This is a genomic window from Vibrio sp. J502, from assembly GCF_025397955.1.
Lineage (GTDB): Bacteria > Pseudomonadota > Gammaproteobacteria > Enterobacterales > Vibrionaceae > Vibrio > Vibrio anguillarum.
In genome coordinates this window covers 86,818-108,189 of record NZ_CP104554.1, presented here as the reverse complement: position 1 = coordinate 108,189, position 21,372 = coordinate 86,818, and the positions used below count along the sequence as shown (strand labels likewise).

The 21,372-nt window shown below is 45.7% G+C and carries 27 protein-coding genes and 1 pseudogene; 19 read left to right on the top strand and 9 right to left on the bottom strand.

All coding sequences use genetic code 11. From position 1 onward, the window contains the following. The first annotated feature begins 60 nt into the window (after positions 1-60). The 6 genes and pseudogenes from N5E84_RS00635 to N5E84_RS00610 all read left to right on the top strand — a co-directional run bounded on the left by N5E84_RS00635 (position 61) and on the right by N5E84_RS00610 (position 4,313). Positions 61-249, top strand: coding sequence for a hypothetical protein (locus N5E84_RS00635; RefSeq protein WP_261676520.1), 189 nt, complete (start codon positions 61-63; stop codon positions 247-249). Positions 250-692: 443 nt separating this feature from the next. Further along, positions 693-1,637, top strand: a pseudogene (gene pyrB / locus N5E84_RS00630) (aspartate carbamoyltransferase). A 16-nt stretch (positions 1,638-1,653) separates the two neighbouring features. Further along, complete coding sequence (gene pyrI / locus N5E84_RS00625; RefSeq protein WP_410001429.1) at positions 1,654-2,061, top strand: aspartate carbamoyltransferase regulatory subunit; 408 nt, start codon at positions 1,654-1,656, stop codon at positions 2,059-2,061. Positions 2,062-2,239: 178 nt separating this feature from the next. Next, a complete protein-coding gene (locus N5E84_RS00620) occupies positions 2,240-2,629 on the top strand; it encodes a RidA family protein (protein WP_013855986.1) in 390 nt (129 codons plus the stop codon). 189 nt (positions 2,630-2,818) lie between these two features. Next, positions 2,819-3,370 carry a heme NO-binding domain-containing protein gene (locus N5E84_RS00615; protein WP_064625910.1) on the top strand — a complete coding sequence of 184 codons (552 nt, stop codon included), beginning with the start codon at positions 2,819-2,821 and terminating at the stop codon, positions 3,368-3,370. Continuing rightward, positions 3,363-4,313 carry a sensor histidine kinase gene (locus tag N5E84_RS00610; protein ID WP_019282514.1) on the top strand — a complete coding sequence of 317 codons (951 nt, stop codon included), beginning with the start codon at positions 3,363-3,365 and terminating at the stop codon, positions 4,311-4,313. The genes N5E84_RS00615 and N5E84_RS00610 overlap by 8 nt, the downstream gene beginning before the upstream one ends. Positions 4,314-4,318: 5 nt before the next feature. Here the strand turns inward: N5E84_RS00610 and N5E84_RS00605 are convergent, their stop codons facing one another. The 8 genes from N5E84_RS00605 to mlaF all read right to left on the bottom strand — a co-directional run bounded on the left by N5E84_RS00605 (position 4,319) and on the right by mlaF (position 9,756). Beyond that, complete coding sequence (locus tag N5E84_RS00605) at positions 4,319-5,065, bottom strand: 1-acylglycerol-3-phosphate O-acyltransferase (protein ID WP_019282515.1); 747 nt, start codon at positions 5,063-5,065, stop codon at positions 4,319-4,321. An 89-nt stretch (positions 5,066-5,154) separates the two neighbouring features. Then, positions 5,155-6,420 carry a UDP-N-acetylglucosamine 1-carboxyvinyltransferase gene (murA, locus tag N5E84_RS00600; RefSeq protein WP_026029130.1) on the bottom strand — a complete coding sequence of 422 codons (1,266 nt, stop codon included), beginning with the start codon at positions 6,418-6,420 and terminating at the stop codon, positions 5,155-5,157. A gap of 9 nt (positions 6,421-6,429) precedes the next feature. Then, complete coding sequence (gene ibaG / locus N5E84_RS00595; RefSeq protein ID WP_013855981.1) at positions 6,430-6,684, bottom strand: BolA family iron metabolism protein IbaG; 255 nt, start codon at positions 6,682-6,684, stop codon at positions 6,430-6,432. 13 nt (positions 6,685-6,697) lie between these two features. Next, a complete protein-coding gene (locus N5E84_RS00590) occupies positions 6,698-7,006 on the bottom strand; it encodes a lipid asymmetry maintenance protein MlaB (protein WP_019282516.1) in 309 nt (102 codons plus the stop codon). Further along, entirely contained in the window at positions 7,003-7,641 is a 639-nt protein-coding gene (gene mlaC, locus N5E84_RS00585; protein ID WP_029388289.1) for a phospholipid-binding protein MlaC, read from the bottom strand. The genes N5E84_RS00590 and mlaC overlap by 4 nt, the downstream gene beginning before the upstream one ends. A 35-nt stretch (positions 7,642-7,676) precedes the next feature. Further along, the gene (mlaD, locus tag N5E84_RS00580; protein WP_019282518.1) at positions 7,677-8,168 is read right to left on the bottom strand and encodes an outer membrane lipid asymmetry maintenance protein MlaD; all 492 of its coding nucleotides are present in this window, start codon (positions 8,166-8,168) and stop codon (positions 7,677-7,679) included. A gap of 2 nt (positions 8,169-8,170) precedes the next feature. Continuing rightward, positions 8,171-8,962 (bottom strand): lipid asymmetry maintenance ABC transporter permease subunit MlaE, encoded by a 792-nt coding sequence (mlaE, locus tag N5E84_RS00575; protein WP_013855979.1) that lies wholly within the window; start codon positions 8,960-8,962, stop codon positions 8,171-8,173. Then, a complete protein-coding gene (mlaF, locus tag N5E84_RS00570; RefSeq protein ID WP_026029128.1) occupies positions 8,959-9,756 on the bottom strand; it encodes a phospholipid ABC transporter ATP-binding protein MlaF in 798 nt (265 codons plus the stop codon). Before mlaF ends, mlaE begins: the two co-directional genes overlap by 4 nt. 271 nt (positions 9,757-10,027) lie before the next feature. Here mlaF and N5E84_RS00565 point away from each other — a divergent pair, with 271 nt between their 5' ends. The 12 genes from N5E84_RS00565 to mgtE all read left to right on the top strand — a co-directional run bounded on the left by N5E84_RS00565 (position 10,028) and on the right by mgtE (position 19,254). Beyond that, positions 10,028-10,993, top strand: coding sequence for a calcium/sodium antiporter (locus tag N5E84_RS00565; protein WP_019282519.1), 966 nt, complete (start codon positions 10,028-10,030; stop codon positions 10,991-10,993). Positions 10,994-11,012: 19 nt separating this feature from the next. Next, positions 11,013-11,987 carry an arabinose-5-phosphate isomerase KdsD gene (gene kdsD, locus N5E84_RS00560; RefSeq protein WP_019282520.1) on the top strand — a complete coding sequence of 325 codons (975 nt, stop codon included), beginning with the start codon at positions 11,013-11,015 and terminating at the stop codon, positions 11,985-11,987. Further along, the gene (gene kdsC / locus N5E84_RS00555) at positions 11,987-12,541 is read left to right on the top strand and encodes a 3-deoxy-manno-octulosonate-8-phosphatase KdsC (RefSeq protein WP_202599046.1); all 555 of its coding nucleotides are present in this window, start codon (positions 11,987-11,989) and stop codon (positions 12,539-12,541) included. The genes kdsD and kdsC overlap by 1 nt, the downstream gene beginning before the upstream one ends. Continuing rightward, positions 12,538-13,101 carry an LPS export ABC transporter periplasmic protein LptC gene (gene lptC / locus N5E84_RS00550; RefSeq protein WP_019282521.1) on the top strand — a complete coding sequence of 188 codons (564 nt, stop codon included), beginning with the start codon at positions 12,538-12,540 and terminating at the stop codon, positions 13,099-13,101. Before kdsC ends, lptC begins: the two co-directional genes overlap by 4 nt. Then, complete coding sequence (lptA, locus tag N5E84_RS00545; RefSeq protein ID WP_017047032.1) at positions 13,082-13,582, top strand: lipopolysaccharide transport periplasmic protein LptA; 501 nt, start codon at positions 13,082-13,084, stop codon at positions 13,580-13,582. The genes lptC and lptA overlap by 20 nt, the downstream gene beginning before the upstream one ends. Before the next feature lie 2 nt (positions 13,583-13,584). Next, the gene (gene lptB, locus N5E84_RS00540; RefSeq protein WP_013855971.1) at positions 13,585-14,310 is read left to right on the top strand and encodes an LPS export ABC transporter ATP-binding protein; all 726 of its coding nucleotides are present in this window, start codon (positions 13,585-13,587) and stop codon (positions 14,308-14,310) included. A gap of 51 nt (positions 14,311-14,361) precedes the next feature. Next, complete coding sequence (locus N5E84_RS00535; RefSeq protein ID WP_069212112.1) at positions 14,362-15,822, top strand: RNA polymerase factor sigma-54; 1,461 nt, start codon at positions 14,362-14,364, stop codon at positions 15,820-15,822. Between the two features lie 25 nt (positions 15,823-15,847). After that, positions 15,848-16,135 carry a ribosome hibernation promoting factor gene (hpf, locus tag N5E84_RS00530; protein WP_013855969.1) on the top strand — a complete coding sequence of 96 codons (288 nt, stop codon included), beginning with the start codon at positions 15,848-15,850 and terminating at the stop codon, positions 16,133-16,135. Between the two features lie 2 nt (positions 16,136-16,137). After that, positions 16,138-16,584: a PTS IIA-like nitrogen regulatory protein PtsN gene (gene ptsN / locus N5E84_RS00525; protein WP_013855968.1), complete on the top strand. Its 447-nt coding sequence runs from the start codon at positions 16,138-16,140 to the stop codon at positions 16,582-16,584. 16 nt (positions 16,585-16,600) lie between these two features. Continuing rightward, positions 16,601-17,458, top strand: a complete 858-nt coding sequence (gene rapZ / locus N5E84_RS00520) for an RNase adapter RapZ (RefSeq protein ID WP_019282522.1) — start codon at positions 16,601-16,603, stop codon at positions 17,456-17,458. Between the two features lie 10 nt (positions 17,459-17,468). Next, the gene (locus tag N5E84_RS00515) at positions 17,469-17,747 is read left to right on the top strand and encodes an HPr family phosphocarrier protein (protein ID WP_019282523.1); all 279 of its coding nucleotides are present in this window, start codon (positions 17,469-17,471) and stop codon (positions 17,745-17,747) included. Between the two features lie 151 nt (positions 17,748-17,898). Further along, positions 17,899-19,254, top strand: a complete 1,356-nt coding sequence (gene mgtE / locus N5E84_RS00510; protein WP_019282524.1) for a magnesium transporter — start codon at positions 17,899-17,901, stop codon at positions 19,252-19,254. Between the two features lie 98 nt (positions 19,255-19,352). Here the strand turns inward: mgtE and pmbA are convergent, their stop codons facing one another. Then, positions 19,353-20,696, bottom strand: coding sequence for a metalloprotease PmbA (gene pmbA / locus N5E84_RS00505; protein WP_010318811.1), 1,344 nt, complete (start codon positions 20,694-20,696; stop codon positions 19,353-19,355). A 108-nt stretch (positions 20,697-20,804) separates the two neighbouring features. Here pmbA and yjgA point away from each other — a divergent pair, with 108 nt between their 5' ends. Then, positions 20,805-21,332: a ribosome biogenesis factor YjgA gene (yjgA, locus tag N5E84_RS00500; RefSeq protein WP_010318810.1), complete on the top strand. Its 528-nt coding sequence runs from the start codon at positions 20,805-20,807 to the stop codon at positions 21,330-21,332. Positions 21,333-21,372 lie beyond the last annotated feature (40 nt).

Sequence of the window (21,372 nt, the reverse complement as noted above, 5' to 3'; positions counted from 1 at the left end):
CACCTTACCAAATCAATATGAATGTGATTAAGCAAACTGATAATCCACAGGTAAAAATTTATGCACTGCTTGCCTGCGTTTCATAACGACGAAACCACTGTAGGTAAAGAGGTGGCGGAAAAATATGGTATGAAAGGTTTGGAAGTCACCGAAGAGGTGTTTGAGTCTGAATATTCGATTGTGTTTGATGAAGCTGAAAACCGCATGCACACCATCAAAGCTGTGATGGTCGCGACTCTCGGCGCTTAAAAAAAACAAGGCAACAATGGATCGAAGCCCGATGAACTTACATGAGTAAGTGATTCGGGTGAGTGAAAACAGCTAACGCCGCGACAGTGCCAAAGCGACTTTTAATCCTCAAAATCATTGGTGCTGTCGCAAGGCAGCAAGAGAACGAAGCCCGATGAACTTACATGAGTAAGTGATTCGGGTGAGTGAAAGCAGCTAACGCAGCGACAGTGCAATGATGAAGAGGATTGCGAGGTAATCGCTTGCGCTCACACAACGAAAGCGTATAATTCCCAGCAATTTGTCTGAGGGGTAGCTATGAAAACGGACGTTGTTATTCACATCTACAACGCAATTCGATTCAATGTAGGTCAGCGTGCTGACTTACTGGGCGCGTTATTTTTCCCCTCTCTTGATTTTTAAAGCCTCCCTATTGGGGGGCTTTTTTATGGCTACTAAAAATTATAGGGAAGACGGACCATGGTGAATTCGCTTATCAAAAGCACATTATTTCGATTCCGGAGCTCTCTCGTGACGAGCTGGAATTGATTGTGAAAACCGCAGGCCAACTCAAAGCGGAACCAAAACCAGAGCTGATCAAGCACAAAGTGGTAGCAAGCTGCTTTTTTGAGCCGTCGACTCGTACTCGTTAGTCTTTTGAAACCGCTATTCAACGCATCGGCGGCAGCGTGATTGGCTTTGATAATGGTGGCAATACGTCACTGGCGAAAAAAGGCGAAACATTGGCCGATTCTGTACAAGTGATCTCCTCTTATGTGGATGCGTTTGTGATGCGCCACCCCCAAGAAGGCGCAGCACGTTTAGCCTCTGAATTTTCAAACGGCGTTCCTGTGATTAACGCTGGCGACGGTGCTAACCAGCACCCAACCCAAACACTGCTTGATTTGTTCACCATTGCCGAAACACAAGGCCGTTTAGATAACATTAATATCGCCTTTGTTGGCGACTTGAAATATGGCCGTACCGTCCATTCTTTAACCCAAGCTTTGGCTAAATTTAACCACATTCGCTTCTTCTTTGTTGCGCCGGATGCGCTGGCTATGCCTGACTATATTTGCGAAGAGTTAGATGATGCAGGCATTGAGTACAGCCTGCACACCGATATGGAAAGCGTTATTCCACAGTTAGATATTCTGTATATGACGCGCGTCCAAAAAGAGCGCTTTGATGAATCAGAGTACGCGCACATTAAATCGGCGTATATTTTAACAGCCGCCATGCTTGAAGGTGCGCGTGATAACTTAAAAGTGCTGCATCCGCTTCCGCGCGTGGATGAAATCACCGTTGATGTGGACAAAACGAAGCACGCTTACTTCTTCCAACAAGCAGAAAACGGGGTCTACGCCCGTGAAGCTTTGCTGGCGCTTGTGTTAAACGAAACCCTGTAATAAAGGAGCCCCAACCATGACTAAAGAGACTCAATTGCAGGTTGAAGCAATTAAAAACGGCACGGTTATCGACCACATTCCTGCGCAAATCGGTATTAAAGTATTAAAGTTATTCGATATGCACAATTCTCATCAACGTGTCACGATTGGCTTAAATTTACCCTCTTCCGCGCTGGGCGCAAAAGATCTGCTGAAGATTGAAAATGTGTTCATTAATGAAGCCCAAGCCAATAAATTAGCACTTTATGCACCGCATGCGACTGTCAACCAAATCGAAAACTACCAAGTGGTGAAAAAGCTAGCGTTGACACTGCCTGAGCAGATCAATGATGTTTTTGCCTGCCCAAACAGCAACTGTATTTCCCACAATGAACCAGTCGAAGCAGCTTTAAGGTTTTCGAAAAGAAAAACGATATTCGTTTGAAATGTAAGTATTGTGAGAAAGTTTACTCACGTGAGATTGTGACCGAACGCGAGTCATAATTAACCCCGTTTAAGTCTATCGATGCCTCACTTTAGTGGGGCATTTTGCACTTTACCTGCCGTTTCTTTAAAGGCAAACTGACGCCTACCCTTCCCATAAAAACAGATGGAACACAATCATGACTAAAGTACTTCATACCGAATCCGCTCCTGCCGCAATTGGCCCTTATGTACAAGGTGTCGATCTTGGCAATATGGTGCTAACTTCAGGGCAAATTCCAGTCAACCCAGTCACCGGTGAAGTGTCAGCAGATATCGCAGTGCAGGCTCGTCAATCTCTCGACAACGTAAAAGCCGTGGTCGAATCTTCTGGCTTAACAGTTTCTGACATCGTAAAAATGACTGTATTTGTTAAAGATCTGAATGATTTTGGCACGGTGAATGAAGTCTACGGTAAGTTTTTTGATGAACATAACGTGGCAAACTACCCAGCGCGTTCATGCGTAGAAGTCGCTCGCTTACCCAAAGATGTGGGTATTGAAATTGAAGCGATTGCGGTACGTAAATAAGTATTGCTCATAATCAGCACAGTGTAAGCACCACCAGCATACCACTCTGACGTGAATGTGCTTTTTCAAACCTCGAACCCCGTTCGAGGTTTTTGTTTAATCCAAAAAATCAATTTTTACACCTCACACTTGCTACTTTAGGGTTAGTCACCAACACTTATCATACTTTGAACCGTTCGAGGTAGTGAAATGCAAGGGATTATCTATACCGTTCTTTCTGATTTAGTCATCGAAAAATTTGGCGCACTGTTTTGGGATCAAATGCTCGAGGATTTAAAACCTAGCTCTCAAGGTATATACACCGCTGGAGAGCAATACTCCGATGACGAACTGCTTGCAATGGTGGCTTATTTGAGCGAGAAGAAAAACATCCCCACCGATGATTTAGTCCGGCTTTATGGACAATACCTATTTTCTCGCCTGTACAACAGCCTTCCTGAAAATTACCCAAATAAAAACAACTTATTAGAGTTTTTGATTTCGGTCGATCAAGTGATCCATAAAGAAGTGAAGCGGCTCTACCCTGATGCCTATTTGCCGCAATTTCAATATAAAAGCGAGGGCGATCGATTAACCATGTATTACACCTCGAAAAGAAAATTATGCGCTGCGGCGGAAGGACTCATCATCGGCGCTTCAGAACAATTTGGTGAAGAAGTCGAAATCGAGCAGCCCCAATGCATGCATCATGGTGCTTCATTTTGTGAAATTGTTGTCACCTTTAAGGGCAAACATGAGTGAAATAGAGCAATACCAACGCATTTATGAGCGTGAGCGTCAGGCTCGTTTGCTGGCAGAGCGGTTACTGCAAGAAAAAAGCCGCGAGCTCTACGATAAAATTTTAGAGCTGCAAGAGACTCTAGATCAACTTCATAGCGCGCAAGCACAGCTTGTACAATCAGAAAAAATGGCCTCTGTCGGTCTGCTGGCGGCTGGCGTTGCTCACGAGATCAATAACCCAATCGGTTTTTGTCTGAGTAATTTAAATACGCTGCGTGATTACTCTCACGCCTATATAGGAATTGTCGCTTTGGTAGCACAGCACAAAGCCGAAATTGCTAACACAGATTTCTACCGCAATTATCAAGATTATTATCAACGACATGATATTGGTTTTGTCGAAAGTGATTTAACTGACATGCTTCAAGAGACTTCGGGTGGATTGCTCCGCGTAAAAGACATTGTCACTAGCCTACAAAGCGTTTCTCACTCCAGTGATGGCCGATTTGTCGAGTGTGAGTTAAATTCGTGTATTGAATCGACACTACACATGGTCTGGAACCAATTTAAATATACGATGGAAGTCGAGCAGCGATTGGATGAGGCTTTGCCGAAAATCAATGGGATATCAGCAGAGCTACAACAAGTGTTTATGAACCTATTTATTAACGCCTCTCACGCTTGCGAAGCACAAGGAAAGTTAACGATTAGCACCGATTCTGTGGTCGAAAAAGGGAAACGCTGGGTGAGGGTCACTGTGGCGGATAATGGGCATGGCATGAATCAAGACATCATCAACAAGGTGTTTGATCCTTTCTTCACCACCAAACCTGTCGGCGTAGGGACGGGTTTGGGTTTATCGATTTCATACAGTATTGTTGAAAAGCATGGTGGGAAAATGCAGGTCGAATCTGAAGTGGGACAAGGCACCACCTTCATACTTCTTTTCCCCACCATTCGGTAAAGCGGTTACTGGCTGCGTGATGTGACTTTCTTACCATCAAGCATCGCGACCTCTTCATCCAGTTGCGCTAATTTGGCCACCATCTGCTCACGGCATAATGTCGCTAATTCCCGTAAGTTTTCTTTCCCATATCCTTCAATACTGATCGGTGGCAGCATCTCAACAATCACATGACCATTGTCCCAACGGTTCAGCTTAATATCATTAGTTGAGCTACAAACGATGGGGATAATCGGTACACCTGCGCCAATTGCCGCATGAAACGCCCCCATTTTAAAGGGCAGCATGCCACGGCCACGCGAGCGAGTACCTTCTGGAAACATCCACACAGACACATCACTGGTTTTGATGCTATCGACAACTTGATCAATGGTGCCTTTGGCTTTGTTGCGATTGGCTCTATCAATTAAAATATTTCCTGTTAACCAATACAACTGACCAAATACAGGTGTCCAAACTAAGCTTTTTTTTCCTACTGTCACGACTTTCGGCGTCACAGCCGCAGCAACAGTACACAGATCCCAGTTATTTTGATGATTCGCAATGTAGATGTGCTGGCCGCGTTGATAAGCATCTTCTGGGATACGCAGTTCTAATTTAATGCCCATCAATTTTGACATACGGGCAAATAAACGCCCAAACGTAAATACATGTTTGGGATTGCGTGGGCTAAGTAAGCAGTAACCACATCCAAAAACAAACATCACAATGGCAAACAGTGCGACTGCCAATAGACGCAAAAGAGCAATCATTTCAGTTCTCCATGGAACAAAGATAAAAAATGAGCAAAGATAAAAAAGCCGAAACCCAGAGATTTCGGCTCCATTGCATGAGCGAGAGTTTAACTGCTGACTTGAATGCGCTCAATATTAGCGCCAAGAGCCGACAGTTTATCTTCAATTCTTTCGTAACCGCGATCGATATGGTAGATGCGATCGACGATGGTTTCACCTTTTGCGATACAACCGGCAATCACTAGGCTGGCTGAGGCACGTAGATCGGTCGCCATCACCTGCGCGCCACTCAACGATTCCACATCACCACAAATCACTGTATTCCCTTCAATCTCCGCTTTTGCTCCCATACGCATCAGTTCAGGAACGTGCATAAAACGGTTTTCAAAGATGGTTTCAGTGATCTTGCCACCACCTTTTGCCATCATATTGAGTAGGGTAAATTGTGCTTGCATATCGGTTGGAAAGCCAGGATGAGGCGCAGTGCGAATCGAAACCGCTTTAAGCTCTTTTCCGGTCATATCAAGGCTTATCCAGCCCTCGCCCGTTTCAATCTCAGCGCCCGCTTCTTCCAGTTTTGCTAGCACGGCCTCTAACAAATGCGAGTGAGTGTTGTGGCAAACAATTTTTCCGCGAGAAACAGCCGCCGCGACTAAAAACGTGCCCGTTTCAATGCGATCAGCCACAACAGCGTGTTTACCACCACCCAAACGTTCAACACCTTCAATGGTAATGGTATCGGTGCCTGCACCGGACACTTTTGCACCCAGCTTATTCAAAAACAGTGCGGTATCGACAATTTCAGGCTCACGCGCAGCGTTGTCGAGCACGGTTGTGCCTTCGGCAAGGGTTGCAGCGCACATAATAGTAATCGTGGCCCCCACGCTCACTTTATCCATGACGATGTGTGCACCTTGTAGACGACCTTCGACACTGGCTTTCACGTAGCCATCTTCTAAGGTGATGGTGGCACCAAGCTGCTCTAAACCGTGAATATGCAGATCGACAGGGCGGGCGCCAATGGCACAGCCTCCAGGCAATGAGACTTGTCCATAACCAAAACGAGCCACTAATGGACCGAGAGCCCAAATAGAAGCACGCATGGTTTTGACTAAATCATACGGCGCGCAATATTCATCAATTTGACTAGGATCGACATGAACTGAGCCATTACGTTCGACTTTAGCGCCTAAACGTTTGAGCAGTTCCATTGTGGTATCAATATCACGAAGGTGTGGCACATTGGCCACTTCTACTGGCTCAGAGGCCAAAATAGACGCAAATAAAATAGGCAGTGCAGCGTTTTTGGCACCGGAAATGGTCACTTCACCTTGAAGAGGTTGTGTTGACCCAATAACTCGAAACTTTTCCATCAATAAACCTTACAGCGACATCAACTTTTTATCACGAGCCCACTCTGTTGGTGTGAACGCTTTAATAGAAAGAGCATGAATGTCGTTTCTTTGAATGTACTCCATCAGTGGAGCATAAATTAGTTGTTGTTTTTTAACGCGACTCATCCCTGCAAAACAAGCATCAACAGCGATAACTTCATAGTGGCTACCTTCACCTTTGACGTGGATCTCTTCAAGGTTTAGTGCTTGTTCTAATAACTGTTGTACTTTTGCGCTATCCACAATGTTCCCCTGCTTAATTCTTTATATGTTGAGCCATTAAACGATCAACGTTGCTCAATTGGAATAGTGTGCGCAGTTGCTCTGGCACGAAACTGAGCATTATATGACAGTTTCGTTTTTTTGCATGCTCTATTAGGTGGATTAACATCACCATTCCAGCAGAGTCTATGCGTTCAACGTTTTTCAGTTCAATCTCAAACTGTGTACTCACCGGGTTCCATTTTTGGATAAACGCCCATAAATCAGGCAAATGCTCTCTGTCTAATGCGCCCGACAAAGCCGCAATCGGCATATCAGTTTGATGCCACTGCGGATGAATCATTGCGCTTTACCTTCAAAACGGATCGGCTGATCCGCCAATTGTTGCAGTTCATTGGCAACCGCTAAGATGCCATCTTGGCGAATTTTACCGCTCCATTCAGATTGCTTACTGGAGAGCAAACTCACTCCTTCTGCAATCATATCAAAGGCTTGCCATTCGCCATTTTTCTCTTTGCGCAATTTAAACTCAAGTTTGATGTTCGGTCGTGGCGTATCAATAATATCCACCTTCACGCTGGTAATGCGTTTATCATCCGACACCGCCTGTTCAGGCTCGAACTCAATAATTTGGTTACTGTACTGAGTCAATACTTGCGCATATGCACTGACAAGATAGGCACGAAATGCGGTGATGAAAGTGGCGACATCTTCACGCTTGGCCCCTTTTAAGTTTGGGCCCAATAACTTCAGTGCCGCATACTGCTCATTGACGTAAGGCATCAGCTCCTGTTCCACAATTTCTTTCAAATATTCAGGATGGTGGTGAATCGCTTCTTGTTCGGCTTTCAAACGAGTAAATGCCGTTTCAGACACCTGCTTCATCATGGTATAGGGCTGGGTTTTATCCACATTGGCCGCTTGCACAAACATGGAGGCAAAGAGGGTAAATACAAAAATCAACGTCCGTTTAAACACTGTTTTTATAAACTCTGTTGTTATAAACACTGTTGTTACTCCTTACCTTTTTTTTGTGAGCCACCACCGACGCTATACAGCACTTGACCAATCAAATCTTCTAATACGAGGGCGGATTTTGTGTCTTCAATTAAGTCGCCCTCTTTTAACATCTGTTCATCTTCAAAGACAAAACCGGGCACAAGCCCAATGTACTGCTCGCCGATCAATCCAGAAGTTAGAATTTGCACACTCGACGTTTCTGGAAATTGATCATATTGACTGTTAATAGCCATAGTGACCACCGGAAGCAAGCTCTTTCTATCGAGTTTAATCTCGGCCACTCGCCCAACGACTACACCACCCACTTTGACTGGCGAGCGCACTTTTAAACTACCGATATTGTCAAATTCAGCTTTCAATTGGTAAGTATGGTTGGAACCCAACCCTTTTACGTCAGCGACCTGAAAAATCATCACCAGAATTGCGCAAATTCCAGCAAGGACAAAGCTACCGACCCAAAGTTCTATTTTTCGTGTTTGCTGCATGATTAATTCCCAAACATCAATGCGGTGAGTACAAAGTCTAGCCCTAATACAGCTAAAGACGAATGCACTACGGTTCTTGTGGTGGCACGGCTAATACCTTCCGAGGTTGGAATAGCATCGTAACCGTTAAACAGTGCAATCCAAGTCACTGTGATGGCAAACATCACGCACTTGATCATACTGTTGCCAATATCTTGCCCTAGCTCTACCGATGACTGCATCGCAGACCAAAAACTGCCGTGATCAATCCCTTTCCAATCCACGCCAACAAGCTGGCCTCCCCAAATGCCGACCGCCATAAAAATCATCGCTAGCAACGGCATTGATATTAGCCCAGCCCAAAAGCGAGGAGCGATAATACGTTTGAGCGGATCAACCGCCATCATCTCTAAACTGGAAAGCTGCTCGGTGGCTTTCATCAGGCCGATCTCAGCGGTAAGTGCAGAACCAGCACGCCCAGCAAACAGCAGCGCAGTCACCACGGGGCCAAGTTCACGCAATAAAGAGAGCGCGACCATCTGCCCAAGGCTACCTTCCGCGCCGTAATCGACCAAAATCACATAGCCTTGCAGGCTCAACACCATGCCAATGAACAAGCCAGAAACGACAATAATCGCCAGCGACTGAACACCAACACTGTAGAGCTGCTTCACTAACAATGGAAAATTCTGAATAGGCCGTGGGCGGCTCACTAATGCGCCAAACAGCATCAAGCTCGCTTTGCCAAAGGCTTGGCAAAATTCGAGCGTACGGCGACCGAGCCCTTCAATCCAGTCAGTCAATGTAGACATCATGAGAATAGATCCTTTTCTAGGCTTTGCGCTGGAAAGCGAAATGGTACAGGGCCATCAGCCTCGCCTTGTAAAAATTGTTGTACGCGAGGATCGCTATTTTGGTAAAGATCGTTTGGCGTTCCTTTGGCAATCACTTTGCCGTCAGCCAGCAAATAAACCCAATCGGCAATGCTCATCACTTCAGGAACATCATGAGAGACCACTATCGAGGTCACCCCTAAAGCTTGATTCAAATTGCGGATCAATTCCACCAGCACGCCCATGGTGATCGGGTCTTGCCCCACAAACGGCTCATCATACATGATCAGTTCCGGATCCAGCGCAATCGCGCGCGCTAATGCAGCCCTTCTTGCCATGCCACCGGATAATTCGCTCGGCATGAGCAAGGCGGCACCGCGCAGACCAACCGCTTCTAATTTTAGTAAAACTAATGTCTTAATCAGCGATTCATCTAATTGAGTGTGTTCACGTAAAGGGAAAGCCACATTATCGAACACATTTAAATCGGTAAATAACGCGCCCGACTGAAACAACATGCTCATTTTTTTACGAGCTTGATACAGCTTTTTGCGACTGAGCATCGGGATGTTTTGTTTGTCGAACCAAATCTCACCTTGTTCAGGAAACAGTTGTCCGCCAATAAGACGTAGCAAAGTGGTTTTACCAATACCCGATGGCCCCATAATGGCGGTAATTTTTCCTTGCGGAACGCTGAGACTCACGTCATCGAAAATCTTCCGTCCTGAACGGGAGAAGGTTAAATTCTTGATTGTGACAAGATCGTTGATTGGCATCATGAGTGTTTCACTATTGTTGTCCGCCCCAAAATGATGGGCAATCATAAGCATAACGTTCTAAAATTAAAAGCACTGTTCAATTACATCCTAAAGTAAAGCATCATCTTTCGCCAAAACAATCTTCCGGTCATTTATTGATGGATAGCTAACTAAACCATGAATTGAACGTAATTAATTGGATCTTCAGCTTCCCTTTTCGCAACCAACACGTCAAAATTAGCGGTTAATTGCATCATTTTTTCACTCATTTCATTAATTAGGTATCATCATGATCGAAGCGGTAGCGTTTCTCATTGTAGGTTTGGTGTTTTTAGTCTGGAGCGCTGACAAGTTAGTCTTTGGTTCTGCCGCGCTTGCTCGCAACTTCGGCATCTCGCCATTAGTGATCGGCATGACTATTTTAGCAATGGGATCGTCAGCACCAGAGATGATGGTATCGGCAACGGCCGCTTTGGATGGAAAAACCGATACTGCCGTCGGTAACGTACTCGGTTCTAACATCGCTAATATTGCTTTGATCTTGGGTATTACGGCACTCATCAAACCGCTGTCAGTTAGTTCTGCGGTGCTCCGCCGTGAACTGCCGCTGATGATTGCGGTCACATTACTTGCGGGTGCGTTATTGTGGGATAACCACTTAGGATTCTATGAAGGTGTGTTGCTGTTTGCACTTTTCGCCGTGTTTATCATCGCGATGCTACGCATTAGCCGTAACGAACAAAAAAATGGTGACGCGCTACTTGCCGAGCAGGAATCTGAAATACCGCAAGGCGTGAGCAACGCAAAAGCGGCTATTTGGGTAGTAATTGGGCTTATCATTCTGCCGATTGCTGCCAGCGTGTTAGTCGATAACGCCGTCATAATCGCTAAGTTTTTTGGCATGAGCGACTTGGTCATTGGCCTGACGATCATCGCTGTTGGAACCAGCTTGCCAGAATTGGCCGCCTCACTCACAAGTGTGTTGAAAGGCGAAGATGATATGGCTGTGGGCAACATTATTGGCTCGAACGTATTCAATATTCTTGCCGTGATGGGCTTACCCGGCATTCTTAATCCATCGATACTCAGTGAGCATGCGATGGGACGCGATTTTTGGGTGATGCTTGGCGTATCTCTGCTACTGGTTGCCATGGCTTTAGGGAAATCGCGTAGTATTAACCGCATTGAGGGAGGCGTGCTCTTCCTCGCTTTTATCGGATACCAAGCTTATCTACTTATGAATATGACCGCTTAACCCAAACTCGGAGTATCGAATGTCGAATCAGTTTGATTATCGCAGTGTTGCACAGCAAGTTCTCGCCACCGAAATGGCGGCTTTACAACAGCTAGAGCAATACTTTGACGATTCATTTTGCCAAGCGTGTGAAATGATCATTGCCAATGAACACGGCAAAGTGGTGGTGATGGGTATGGGTAAATCAGGCCATATCGGTAAGAAAATTGCCGCGACCTTAGCCAGTACTGGCACTTCGGCATTTTTCGTACACCCAGGAGAAGCGGCGCACGGTGACCTTGGTATGATCGAGCGTGGCGACATCGTAATTGCTATTTCAAACTCTGGCGAATCCTCGGAAATTTTATCACTGTTTACTGTGCTAAAACGGCTCAATATTCGCATCATTAGCATGACAGGCAACCCGTCATCGAATATGGCAAAGTTGGCCGATCTTCATTTGCAAATCACTGTCCCACAAGAAGCATGCCCGCTTGGTCTTGCGCCAACCTCCAGCACCACCGCAACGCTAGTGATGGGCGATGCGTTAGCCGTCGCACTCTTGCAAGCACGCGGTTTTACCGCTGAAGATTTTGCGCTGTCTCATCCCGGTGGGGCTTTAGGTCGAAAATTGTTGCTCAAGCTCTCTGATATCATGCACATTGGCGATGCACTACCAACAGTGCAACCAAATGCATTGATCCGCGATGCCTTACTTGAGATCAGTCAAAAAGGCTTGGGGATGACCGCGGTAGTAGACAGCAACATGCAGCTTATTGGCATCTTTACTGATGGCGATTTACGCCGCATCTTAGACAAACGAATCGATATTCACAGCGCGGCAATCAGCGAGGTGATGACGCAAAACCCAACGGTAGCAAGCCCTAACATGCTCGCGGTCGAAGGGTTAAACCTAATGCAAGATAAACGAATCAATGGCTTGATGCTGTGCGAAAATGGCACATTGGTCGGTGCATTAAACATGCACGATTTGCTCAAAGCAGGAGTGATGTGATGACCATGATTGATACACTCTACGGCCCGGTCTCACCGCCTATTCTCGATATAGCTAAGCAGATAAAACTTCTGATCTGCGATGTGGATGGCGTCTTCTCTGATGGCTTAGTTTATATGGGCAATCAAGGCGAAGAGCTAAAAACCTTCCACACTCGAGATGGCTACGGCATAAAATCATTGATGAATGCTGGCATTGAAGTGGCGATCATCACAGGTAGGCAGTCAAAAATTGTCGAAAACCGTATGGCCGTATTAGGCATTACACTGGTTTATCAAGGTCAGGATGACAAGGTCAAAGCCTATAACGATATTTGTCGCCAGCTCAATATTGCCCCAGAACACACAGGGTATATCGGTGATGACTTGATTGATTGGCCGGTAATGGAAAAAGTCGCGCTGAAAGTCTGTGTCGCGGATGGTCACCCGCTATTAGTTAAACGCGCAAACTACGTGACCCATATAAAAGGTGGGCATGGCGCTGTACGCGAAGTGTGTGATTTGATTTTGCAAGCTCGCGGTGAGTTAGATGTGCACAAAGGCTTAAGTGTATGAGTTTATCTCGTGTCCTCTATGTGATACTGATTTTTATCGCATCGTGGTCAGCCTATTACTTGTTCGATAAAGAACAAAGTACCGATATACAAGTTGCTCCGAACTTGGAGTTACCGTCGTTTAGTGGAAAAAATCTCGACAACACCACCTATAACGAGCAAGGTATCCGCAGCTACATCATTCAATCGACGCATCTGGATCATTACGCAAAAAGTGGCGACACCATTTTCGAGTACCCGATACTCAAAGTCTTCCGTGATGGTATTTTGCAAGAGTGGGAGATTACCGCTAAACGCGGCGTACTCGATGAAGAGCAAGTACTCACACTGTATGACGACGTACTGGCAAAAAACCTATTAGCAGATTCTAGTTTTGATACGCTTTCAACCATTAAGATGAGCATTCAACTCAATAATCGCGATTTTTGGGCCGATAATCAGGTCGATTTGGTTGGGCCACAATTCGAAACACAAGGACAAGCGATGAAAGGCAACTTTGCCGACAATACCGCTATTCTTTATAACCATGTACAAGGTAGATATGAAACTCTCACACCTTAGTCTTATTGCTTGTTTAGCGATTTCTGGTCACGTATCCGCGTTGTCTACCGACAGTGCTCAGCAGATTTATCTGAATGCAGACAGCCAACTGCTCGACATGAAAAGCAACCAAATGACACTCCTTGGTAATGTCAATCTCAAACAAGGCAGTATCAATATCAACGCCGACAAAGTGATTGTAACCCGTGATGCGAAAGATGGCTCCATTCAAGAAATTGAAGGATATGGCAACCTCGCCACTTTTTCGCAATTAACCGACGATGGCAAAACCTTGTATGGTGAGGCGAAAGAGCTCTATTACAAATTGGCCGAAGATCAGTTGACGATGATCGATCAAGCCATGTTGTCACAAGACGATAGCATCATCCGTGGTACGAAAATTCGTTACAAAATTTCGTCACAGAAACTGATGGCTGATGGTAACTCTAACGAGCGAGTATCGACCGTGCTTCAGCCGCAAGCCACTACGACACAAGAATAATTATGGCCATACTTAAAGCAGAACATTTAGCGAAAAGCTATAAAAAGCGCAAAGTCGTCTCTGACGTCAGCTTGCAAGTAGAATCGGGGCAGATTGTTGGATTACTCGGCCCTAACGGCGCAGGAAAAACCACATCGTTTTACATGATCGTCGGCCTTGTCGCTCGTGATGAAGGTAAGATCAGCATTGATGATCACGACATCAGCATTTTACCTATGCACAGTCGCTCACGCTTAGGGATCGGCTACTTACCTCAAGAAGCGTCTATTTTTCGAAAATTATCGGTCGAAGATAACATCATGGCGGTACTTGAAACCCGTGAATCGATGACCCGTGAAGAGCGCCAAGATAAACTCGAAGATCTACTAGAAGAATTTCACATTCAACATATCCGCCATAGTGCGGGGATGGCGCTATCGGGTGGTGAACGTCGCCGAGTTGAAATTGCCCGCGCTCTTGCCGCAAACCCACAATTTATTTTGCTTGATGAACCCTTTGCAGGGGTCGACCCCATTTCCGTTATCGACATTAAAAAGATCATCCAACACCTGCGAGATCGTGGCTTAGGCGTTTTAATCACAGACCACAACGTTCGAGAAACATTGGACGTCTGTGAAAAAGCCTATATTGTAAGCCAGGGTCGTTTGATCGCAGAAGGTACACCACATGACGTGCTCAATAATGAAGAGGTAAAACAAGTTTATCTCGGTGAACAATTCCGTCTATGATTAAGTAGAGAGTGACATCAATTCTAAAAATAATAAGGTAACTGGCACTGAATGAAACCCTCATTACAACTGAAGCTCGGCCAACAATTAGCGATGACACCGCAGTTACAACAAGCCATTCGTTTGTTGCAACTCTCCACATTGGAACTCCAGCAAGAGATCCAAGAGGCTCTAGAGTCTAATCCATTATTGGATGTTGAAGAGGCCTATGAAGAGAATGCCACCGCCGATGTTCATAGCATCAATGAGGAGAAAGAAACCAGTGCTGAGGTGTTAGATATTGAGCCACAAGACAGCTCTGACTTAATTGAAAAATCCGAAATCAGCAGCGAGCTTGAGATCGACACCACATGGGATGATGTCTACAGCGCGAACACAGGCAGCACAGGGATCGCCCTTGATGATGACATGCCCGTGTACCAAGGTGAAACAACGCAAACCCTGCAAGATTATCTACTGTGGCAATTAGATCTCACACCGTTTAGCGACACCGACCGCAGCATTGCTCTTGCCTTGATTGACGCCATCGATGACTACGGTTATCTCACCGTTTCTTTGGATGATATTTTAGAAAGCTTTGCCGATGAAAATATTGAGCTTGATGAAATTGAAGCCGTTCGTAAACGTGTTCAGCAGTTTGATCCCCTCGGTGTGGCTTCAGTCAACCTTCAAGACTGCCTGCTTTTACAATTAGCGACCTACCCTGCCAGTACCCCTTGGTTAGAAGAAGCTAAACAGCTGCTGATCCAACACATTGATCTGCTCGGCAACCGTGACTACAAGTTGATCATCAAAGAAACCAAGTTAAAAGAAGAAGATCTGCGAGAGGTATTGCAGCTCATTCAACAACTTGACCCAAGACCGGGAAATAACATTTCAACCGAGCACGCCGAATACGTTGTGCCTGACGTGTCTGTTTACAAAGATCACGGCAAATGGGTGGTCACAATAAACCCAGATAGCGTACCAAAACTTAAGATAAATCAACAATATGCAGCATTAGGCAAAGGTAACAGTGCCGATAGCAACTACATTCGCAGCAATTTGCAAGAAGCAAAATGGCTTATTAAGAGTTTAGAAAGTAGAAACGAGACACTGCTCAAAGTTGCCAAGTGTATTGTTGAACATCAACGTGATTTCTTTGAGTATGGTGAAGAGGCGATGAAGCCAATGGTACTCAATGACGTTGCTTTAGCGGTAGAAATGCATGAATCCACCATATCAAGGGTGACAACGCAGAAGTACATGCATACTCCGCGTGGTATTTTCGAATTGAAATACTTCTTCTCCAGCCATGTCAGTACCGACAGCGGGGGAGAGTGTTCATCGACTGCAATACGAGCACTGATTAAAAAACTGGTGGCCGCTGAAAATACAGCCAAACCATTAAGTGACAGTAAAATTGCAGATCTACTGGCTGACCAAGGGATTCAGGTAGCTAGACGGACGATAGCTAAATACCGTGAATCGTTGGGCATTGCTCCATCGAGTCAGCGCAAACGCCTACTGTAAGGCACAAAACAGAGAAGGAAAGTCTATGCAAATCAATATTAATGCCCATCACATTGATCTGACCGATTCAATGCAAGACTATGTAAACTCGAAGTTTCAAAAACTTGAGCGATTTTTTGACCATATCAATAACGTACAGGTTGTTTTACGTGTTGAAAAAGTACAACAGATCGCTGAAGCTACGCTCCACATAAATCAAGGTGATATCCACGCCGTGGCCGACAATGAAAATATGTATGCTGCCATTGACAGTTTAGTGGATAAACTCGTAAGACAACTCAACAAGCATAAAGAAAAGCTAAGTAGTCATTAATCATGCAATTAAGCGAAGTACTCTCATTGGACTGCACGAAAAGTGCGGTCCAATGCACCAGTAAAAAAAGAGCCCTAGAAATCATTAGCGAAATCGCTGCTGAGTATTCAGGTCAAAATTCCACCGAGCTGTTTGAATGTATGCTCAGCCGAGAAAAAATGGGCAGTACTGGTATTGGTAATGGCATCGCCATTCCTCATGCAAGAATGACCAACAGTGATCGTGCCATTGCCGTTTTGCTGCAGTGTGAAGAACCGATTGAGTTTGATGCTATTGATAATCGACCTGTCGATCTACTGTTTGCGTTGCTCGTTCCTGAAGAGCAGTGCAAAGAGCATTTAAAAACGCTCGCTTGTATGGCCGAGCGCCTCAATGACAAACAAGTTTTAAAACAGCTTCGAAGTGCACAAAGCGATCAAGAGCTGTACGACATCATGACTAACCAATAACCACCGAGCCGAAACTATGCGTTTAATCGTTGTGAGTGGTCAATCAGGCGCAGGGAAAAGCGTTGCTTTACGAGTACTGGAGGATCTCGGCTACTATTGTGTCGATAACCTTCCCGTCAACTTGTTGGATGCGTTTATTCAATCAGTCCAAGGCAGTAAACAAAATGTCGCGGTGAGTATTGATATCCGTAACTTGCCCCAAGAGCCTAGTTTGGTTGCGGATGTTTTAGAGCAGCTAAAACAGAATAACGACGTTAGTGTGCTGTTTCTCGATGCCAGTAAAGAGACACTACTCAAGCGCTACAGCGAAACGCGTCGTATCCATCCTCTCTCATTAAACGCCGATAAACCTTCACTTGCGCAAGCGATTGAATTGGAAAAGTCGCTGCTTGCACCGCTCAAAGAGCAAGCCGATTTAGTGCTCGATAGCAGTAATCAATCGTTGCATGAGTTGAGCGAAACCGTACGCATGCGAATTGAAGGACGTGAGCGCAAAGATCTGGTGATGGTGTTTCAGTCTTTTGGCTTCAAATATGGACTACCCAACGATGCAGACTACGTGTTTGATGTGCGTTTTTTACCCAACCCACATTGGGAACCCGATCTTCGCCCATTAACTGGCCTGGATGCGCCAATTAAGTCGTTTCTTGAACGCCATAGTGAAGTAATTGAACTTAAACAACAAATTCAAAAGTTTGTTGAATACTGGCTGCCGATGCTCGAAAAAAACAACCGCAGTTATCTCACAATTGCGATTGGTTGCACCGGTGGTAAGCACCGCTCCGTTTACCTGACTCAACAGCTTGGCGAGTACTTTGCTCAATTGGGTCACCAAGTACAGATACGCCATACATCATTAGAAAAACAGCAATAGGAGCGATGGTATGCCACTATTAAGTAAAACGGTTTTAATCCAAAATCGCTTGGGCCTTCATGCTCGTGCAGCCGTTAAGCTGGTTGAACTGTCGCAATCTTTTGATGCGGTGGTCACCATTCAAAGTGAAGAAGGAAAAGAAGCCACTGCAGACAGTGTGATGGGTTTATTGATGCTCGAATCCGCACAAGGTCAATACATCACCATCAATGTTGAAGGCTCACAAGCAGAGCCTGCTTTGCAAGCGGTTAGTTCGCTGATTGAACATAAATTCGATGAAGACGAGTAAGCACAAGGCTTACACTCCACTCTCCCACAGACAGCGCATGCGCGCCCCTGATAGTCAAAATAAATTCAGTGCTTAATAAGAACTTATTAAATAAGGCCTAGAATTAAGTTACTATTCAACACATTGTAAGAATCCTAAGTAGGGGGAAACCATGGCCGAGCAAATTGAATTTGATCAAGCTCACCTAACCCTCCAAGAAGTCAGCGAAGCTTTAGAAAATGGTCGTTTTGTCCATGTCCGTCGCCAATTGCAGGACATGGAGCCAGAAGATATTGCTCACCTCTTAGAAGCCTCTCCACGTAAAAGCCGGGAGGTGTTATGGCAACTCACCGACCCAGAAGACTACGGTGAAATCCTTGATGAGCTCAACGAAGACGTCAAAGATGCCCTAGTTTCCAAAATGGCACCCGAAAAACTTGCAGAAGCGACCGAAGGCATGGACACCGATGACGTGGCCTATGTACTGCGTAGCTTGCCAGATGACGTGTCACGCGAAGTGCTTTCGCAGATGGACAGCGCTGATCGCCAGCGCGTTGAAACCGCACTCTCCTATTCAGAGGAAACAGCCGGCGGGATCATGAATACCGACGTGATCACCATTCGTGGTGATGTTGATATTGACGTGGTTTTACGCTATTTACGCATGCGCGGCGATCTGCCCGAAGCAACCGATGCACTTTACGTGATTGACGATGAAAGTAAGCTGATTGGGCATCTCTCACTCACCACCTTGCTGACCACGCAACCGGATATTCCAGTAAGTGAAGTCATGGATGATGCCGATGAGGCGATTTTGGTCACCACCAGCGACTCCGATGTTGCCAGCCTGTTTGAACGTCGCAACTGGGTGTCCGCGCCTGTGGTGGATGAAAACCAACACTTGGTCGGTCGGATCACCATTGATGACGTCGTTGACATCATTCGTGAAGATGCCGAACACTCAATGATGAGTATGGCTGGTATGAACGATGACGAAGATACCTTTGCTCCGGTAGTCAAATCCGCTCGTAAACGGACCATCTGGCTTGGGGCAAATGTTTTGGCCGCCCTAGCCGCCGCCTCTGTTTCCAACATGTTTGAAGCGACACTGGATCAAATGGCTGCCATTGCCGTGCTAATGACCATTGTTCCCTCAATGGGTGGTGTCGCAGGTAACCAAACCGTGGCCTTGGTCATTCGTGGTTTAGCATTGGGACATATCGGTGACAGTAACCAACGCGAATTGCTATTCAAAGAAGCGGCAATCGGTTTTTTAAATGGCATCATGTGGGCCACCATCATTGGTGGCATTGTGGTGGCATGGAAAGGCAATTGGATGCTTGGCGGCATCATTTTCGCAGCAATGATGGCCAACCTACTCATTGCAGGGATCGCCGGCGTCACCATCCCAATTTTACTGAAAAAAATGAAAATCGACCCGGCTCTTGCTGGCGGAATGGCGTTAACAACCGTCACCGATGTGGTTGGGCTTTCTGTCTTTCTCGGCTTGGCGACCATTTTGATGTAGCCATATTTTGATGTAACCCTATAGTGATACATACCCAAACCACCCATAAAAAAAAGCTTGGTTGTTATACCAAGCTTTTTTATATTCAGATTAAGCGATTATTCGCCCGCAATTTTCATCGATTCAAGTAAAATAGACCCAGTTTGGATTTGCGAGCGTGTTTCGACATCACTCCCTACCGCAACCATTTGCTGGAACATATCTTTCAAATTGCCCGCGATAGTAATCTCAGATACAGGGTATTGAATCACACCGTTTTCAACCCAGAAACCAGCGGCGCCACGCGAATAATCACCTGTCACTGCATTAACACCTTGGCCCATCACTTCAGTGACTAACAAGCCTGTACCCAACGCTTTGAGCATCTGCTCAAAATTTTGCCCTGTGGATTGAACATACCAGTTATGGATGCCACCCGCGTGACCAGTTGGAGTCATCTTCATTTTACGAGCGGCATAGCTGCTCAGAAGATAAGTCGAGAGCACGCCATCGGTAATGATTTGGCGGTCTTGCGTAAACACCCCTTCGCTATCAAATGGGCTTGATGCCAACGCACGCAATACATGGGGTTTTTCGGCAATATTGAACCAATCGGGTAAAATTTTCTCGCCTAACTTATCAAGTAAAAAGGAAGATTTACGATACAAGCTGCCACCACTGATCGCCATCACCAAATGACCAATCAAACCTGTCGCTACATCCGCGGCAAACATCACCGGAACTTTGCCCGTCTTCAATTTTTTTGCATCTAAACGGCTGATGGTTTTTTCTGCAGCTTGTTGCCCGACCAGCTCTGGCGACCATAAATCGTCGCGGTGACGTGCAACGGTATAGCTATAATCACGCTCCATCTCACCATTTTTACCCTCACCGATCACGCAGCAGCTAATGCTATGACGGCTAGAGGCATAACTCGCGAGCAAACCATGGCTATTACCATACACTTTCACACCGTAATGGCTGTCATAACTTGCGCCATCACTTTGTTTGATCTTGTTGCTGTAAGCTAACGCTTTCTCTTCTGCAGCAATGGCAATTTTAGCGGCCATGTCCGGGTTAGGTTCATCCGGATGGAAGAGATCTAAATCAGGAATATTTCGCACCATTAACTCTTTAGGTGCAGGGCCTGCATAAGGATCTTCAGAAGTGTAAAGCGCAATATCAAGCGCTGCAGCGACCGTCTGCGCAATTGCTTTTTCACTGAGATCTGACGTCGACGCACTGCCTTTACGCTGCCCACGATACACGGTGATGCCTAACGCCCCATCACTGTTAAATTCTACGTTTTCAACTTCACACATTCGCGTCGAAACACTCAGGCCGGTACTTTTGGTGATCGCCACTTCGGCAGCATCAGAACTGAGCGCAGCCATCTCTAATGCCTTAGCAACCGCCGCTTCAAGTTCGATGCGCTGCTGAGCAACTTGTTGTTTTACGTCCATATCTCATCAATTATTAGCAAACAATGTCATTAGGATAACAAGAATTTCGCTTTCTCCCCACGATTCTTGCTAAAATAGCTGACATACATAACTCAATAGATGAAGAAAATGGCGCGTAAGAATCAAAAAGCTCCTTGGGAAGAAGAAGAGGAGATCATTTGGGTTAGCAAAACCGAAATGAAAAACGACATGACTGAGCTACAAAAACTGGGTGAAGAGCTGGTTGCTCTGAAGCCGTCTCAGTTAGCAAAAATTCCGATGTCTGAAGACTTGATGGATGCCATCAAAGATGCTCAACGTTTTAGCATGGAAGCCAGACGCCGCCAACTGCAATACATTGGTAAAATGATGCGTACCATCGATGCCGAACCGATTCAAGCGGCATTGGATAAACTGCGTAACAAGCACTCACAAAATACCGCTATGCTGCACAAACTCGAACAGATGCGTGATCGTATTGTGGAGAAAGGTGACAGCGCGATTGAAGATGCGATGGCACTCTATCCAGAGATGGATCGTCAACGTCTGCGCCAATTAGCGCGTCAAGCAAATAAAGAGAAAGCCAACAGCAAACCACCAAGAGCATCACGAGAGATTTTCCAAGTGCTCAGAGAGCATAACGATAAGTCAGTTTAACCTGTCATAGTGCTGATTAGACGCAAAAACCTCACCTAAA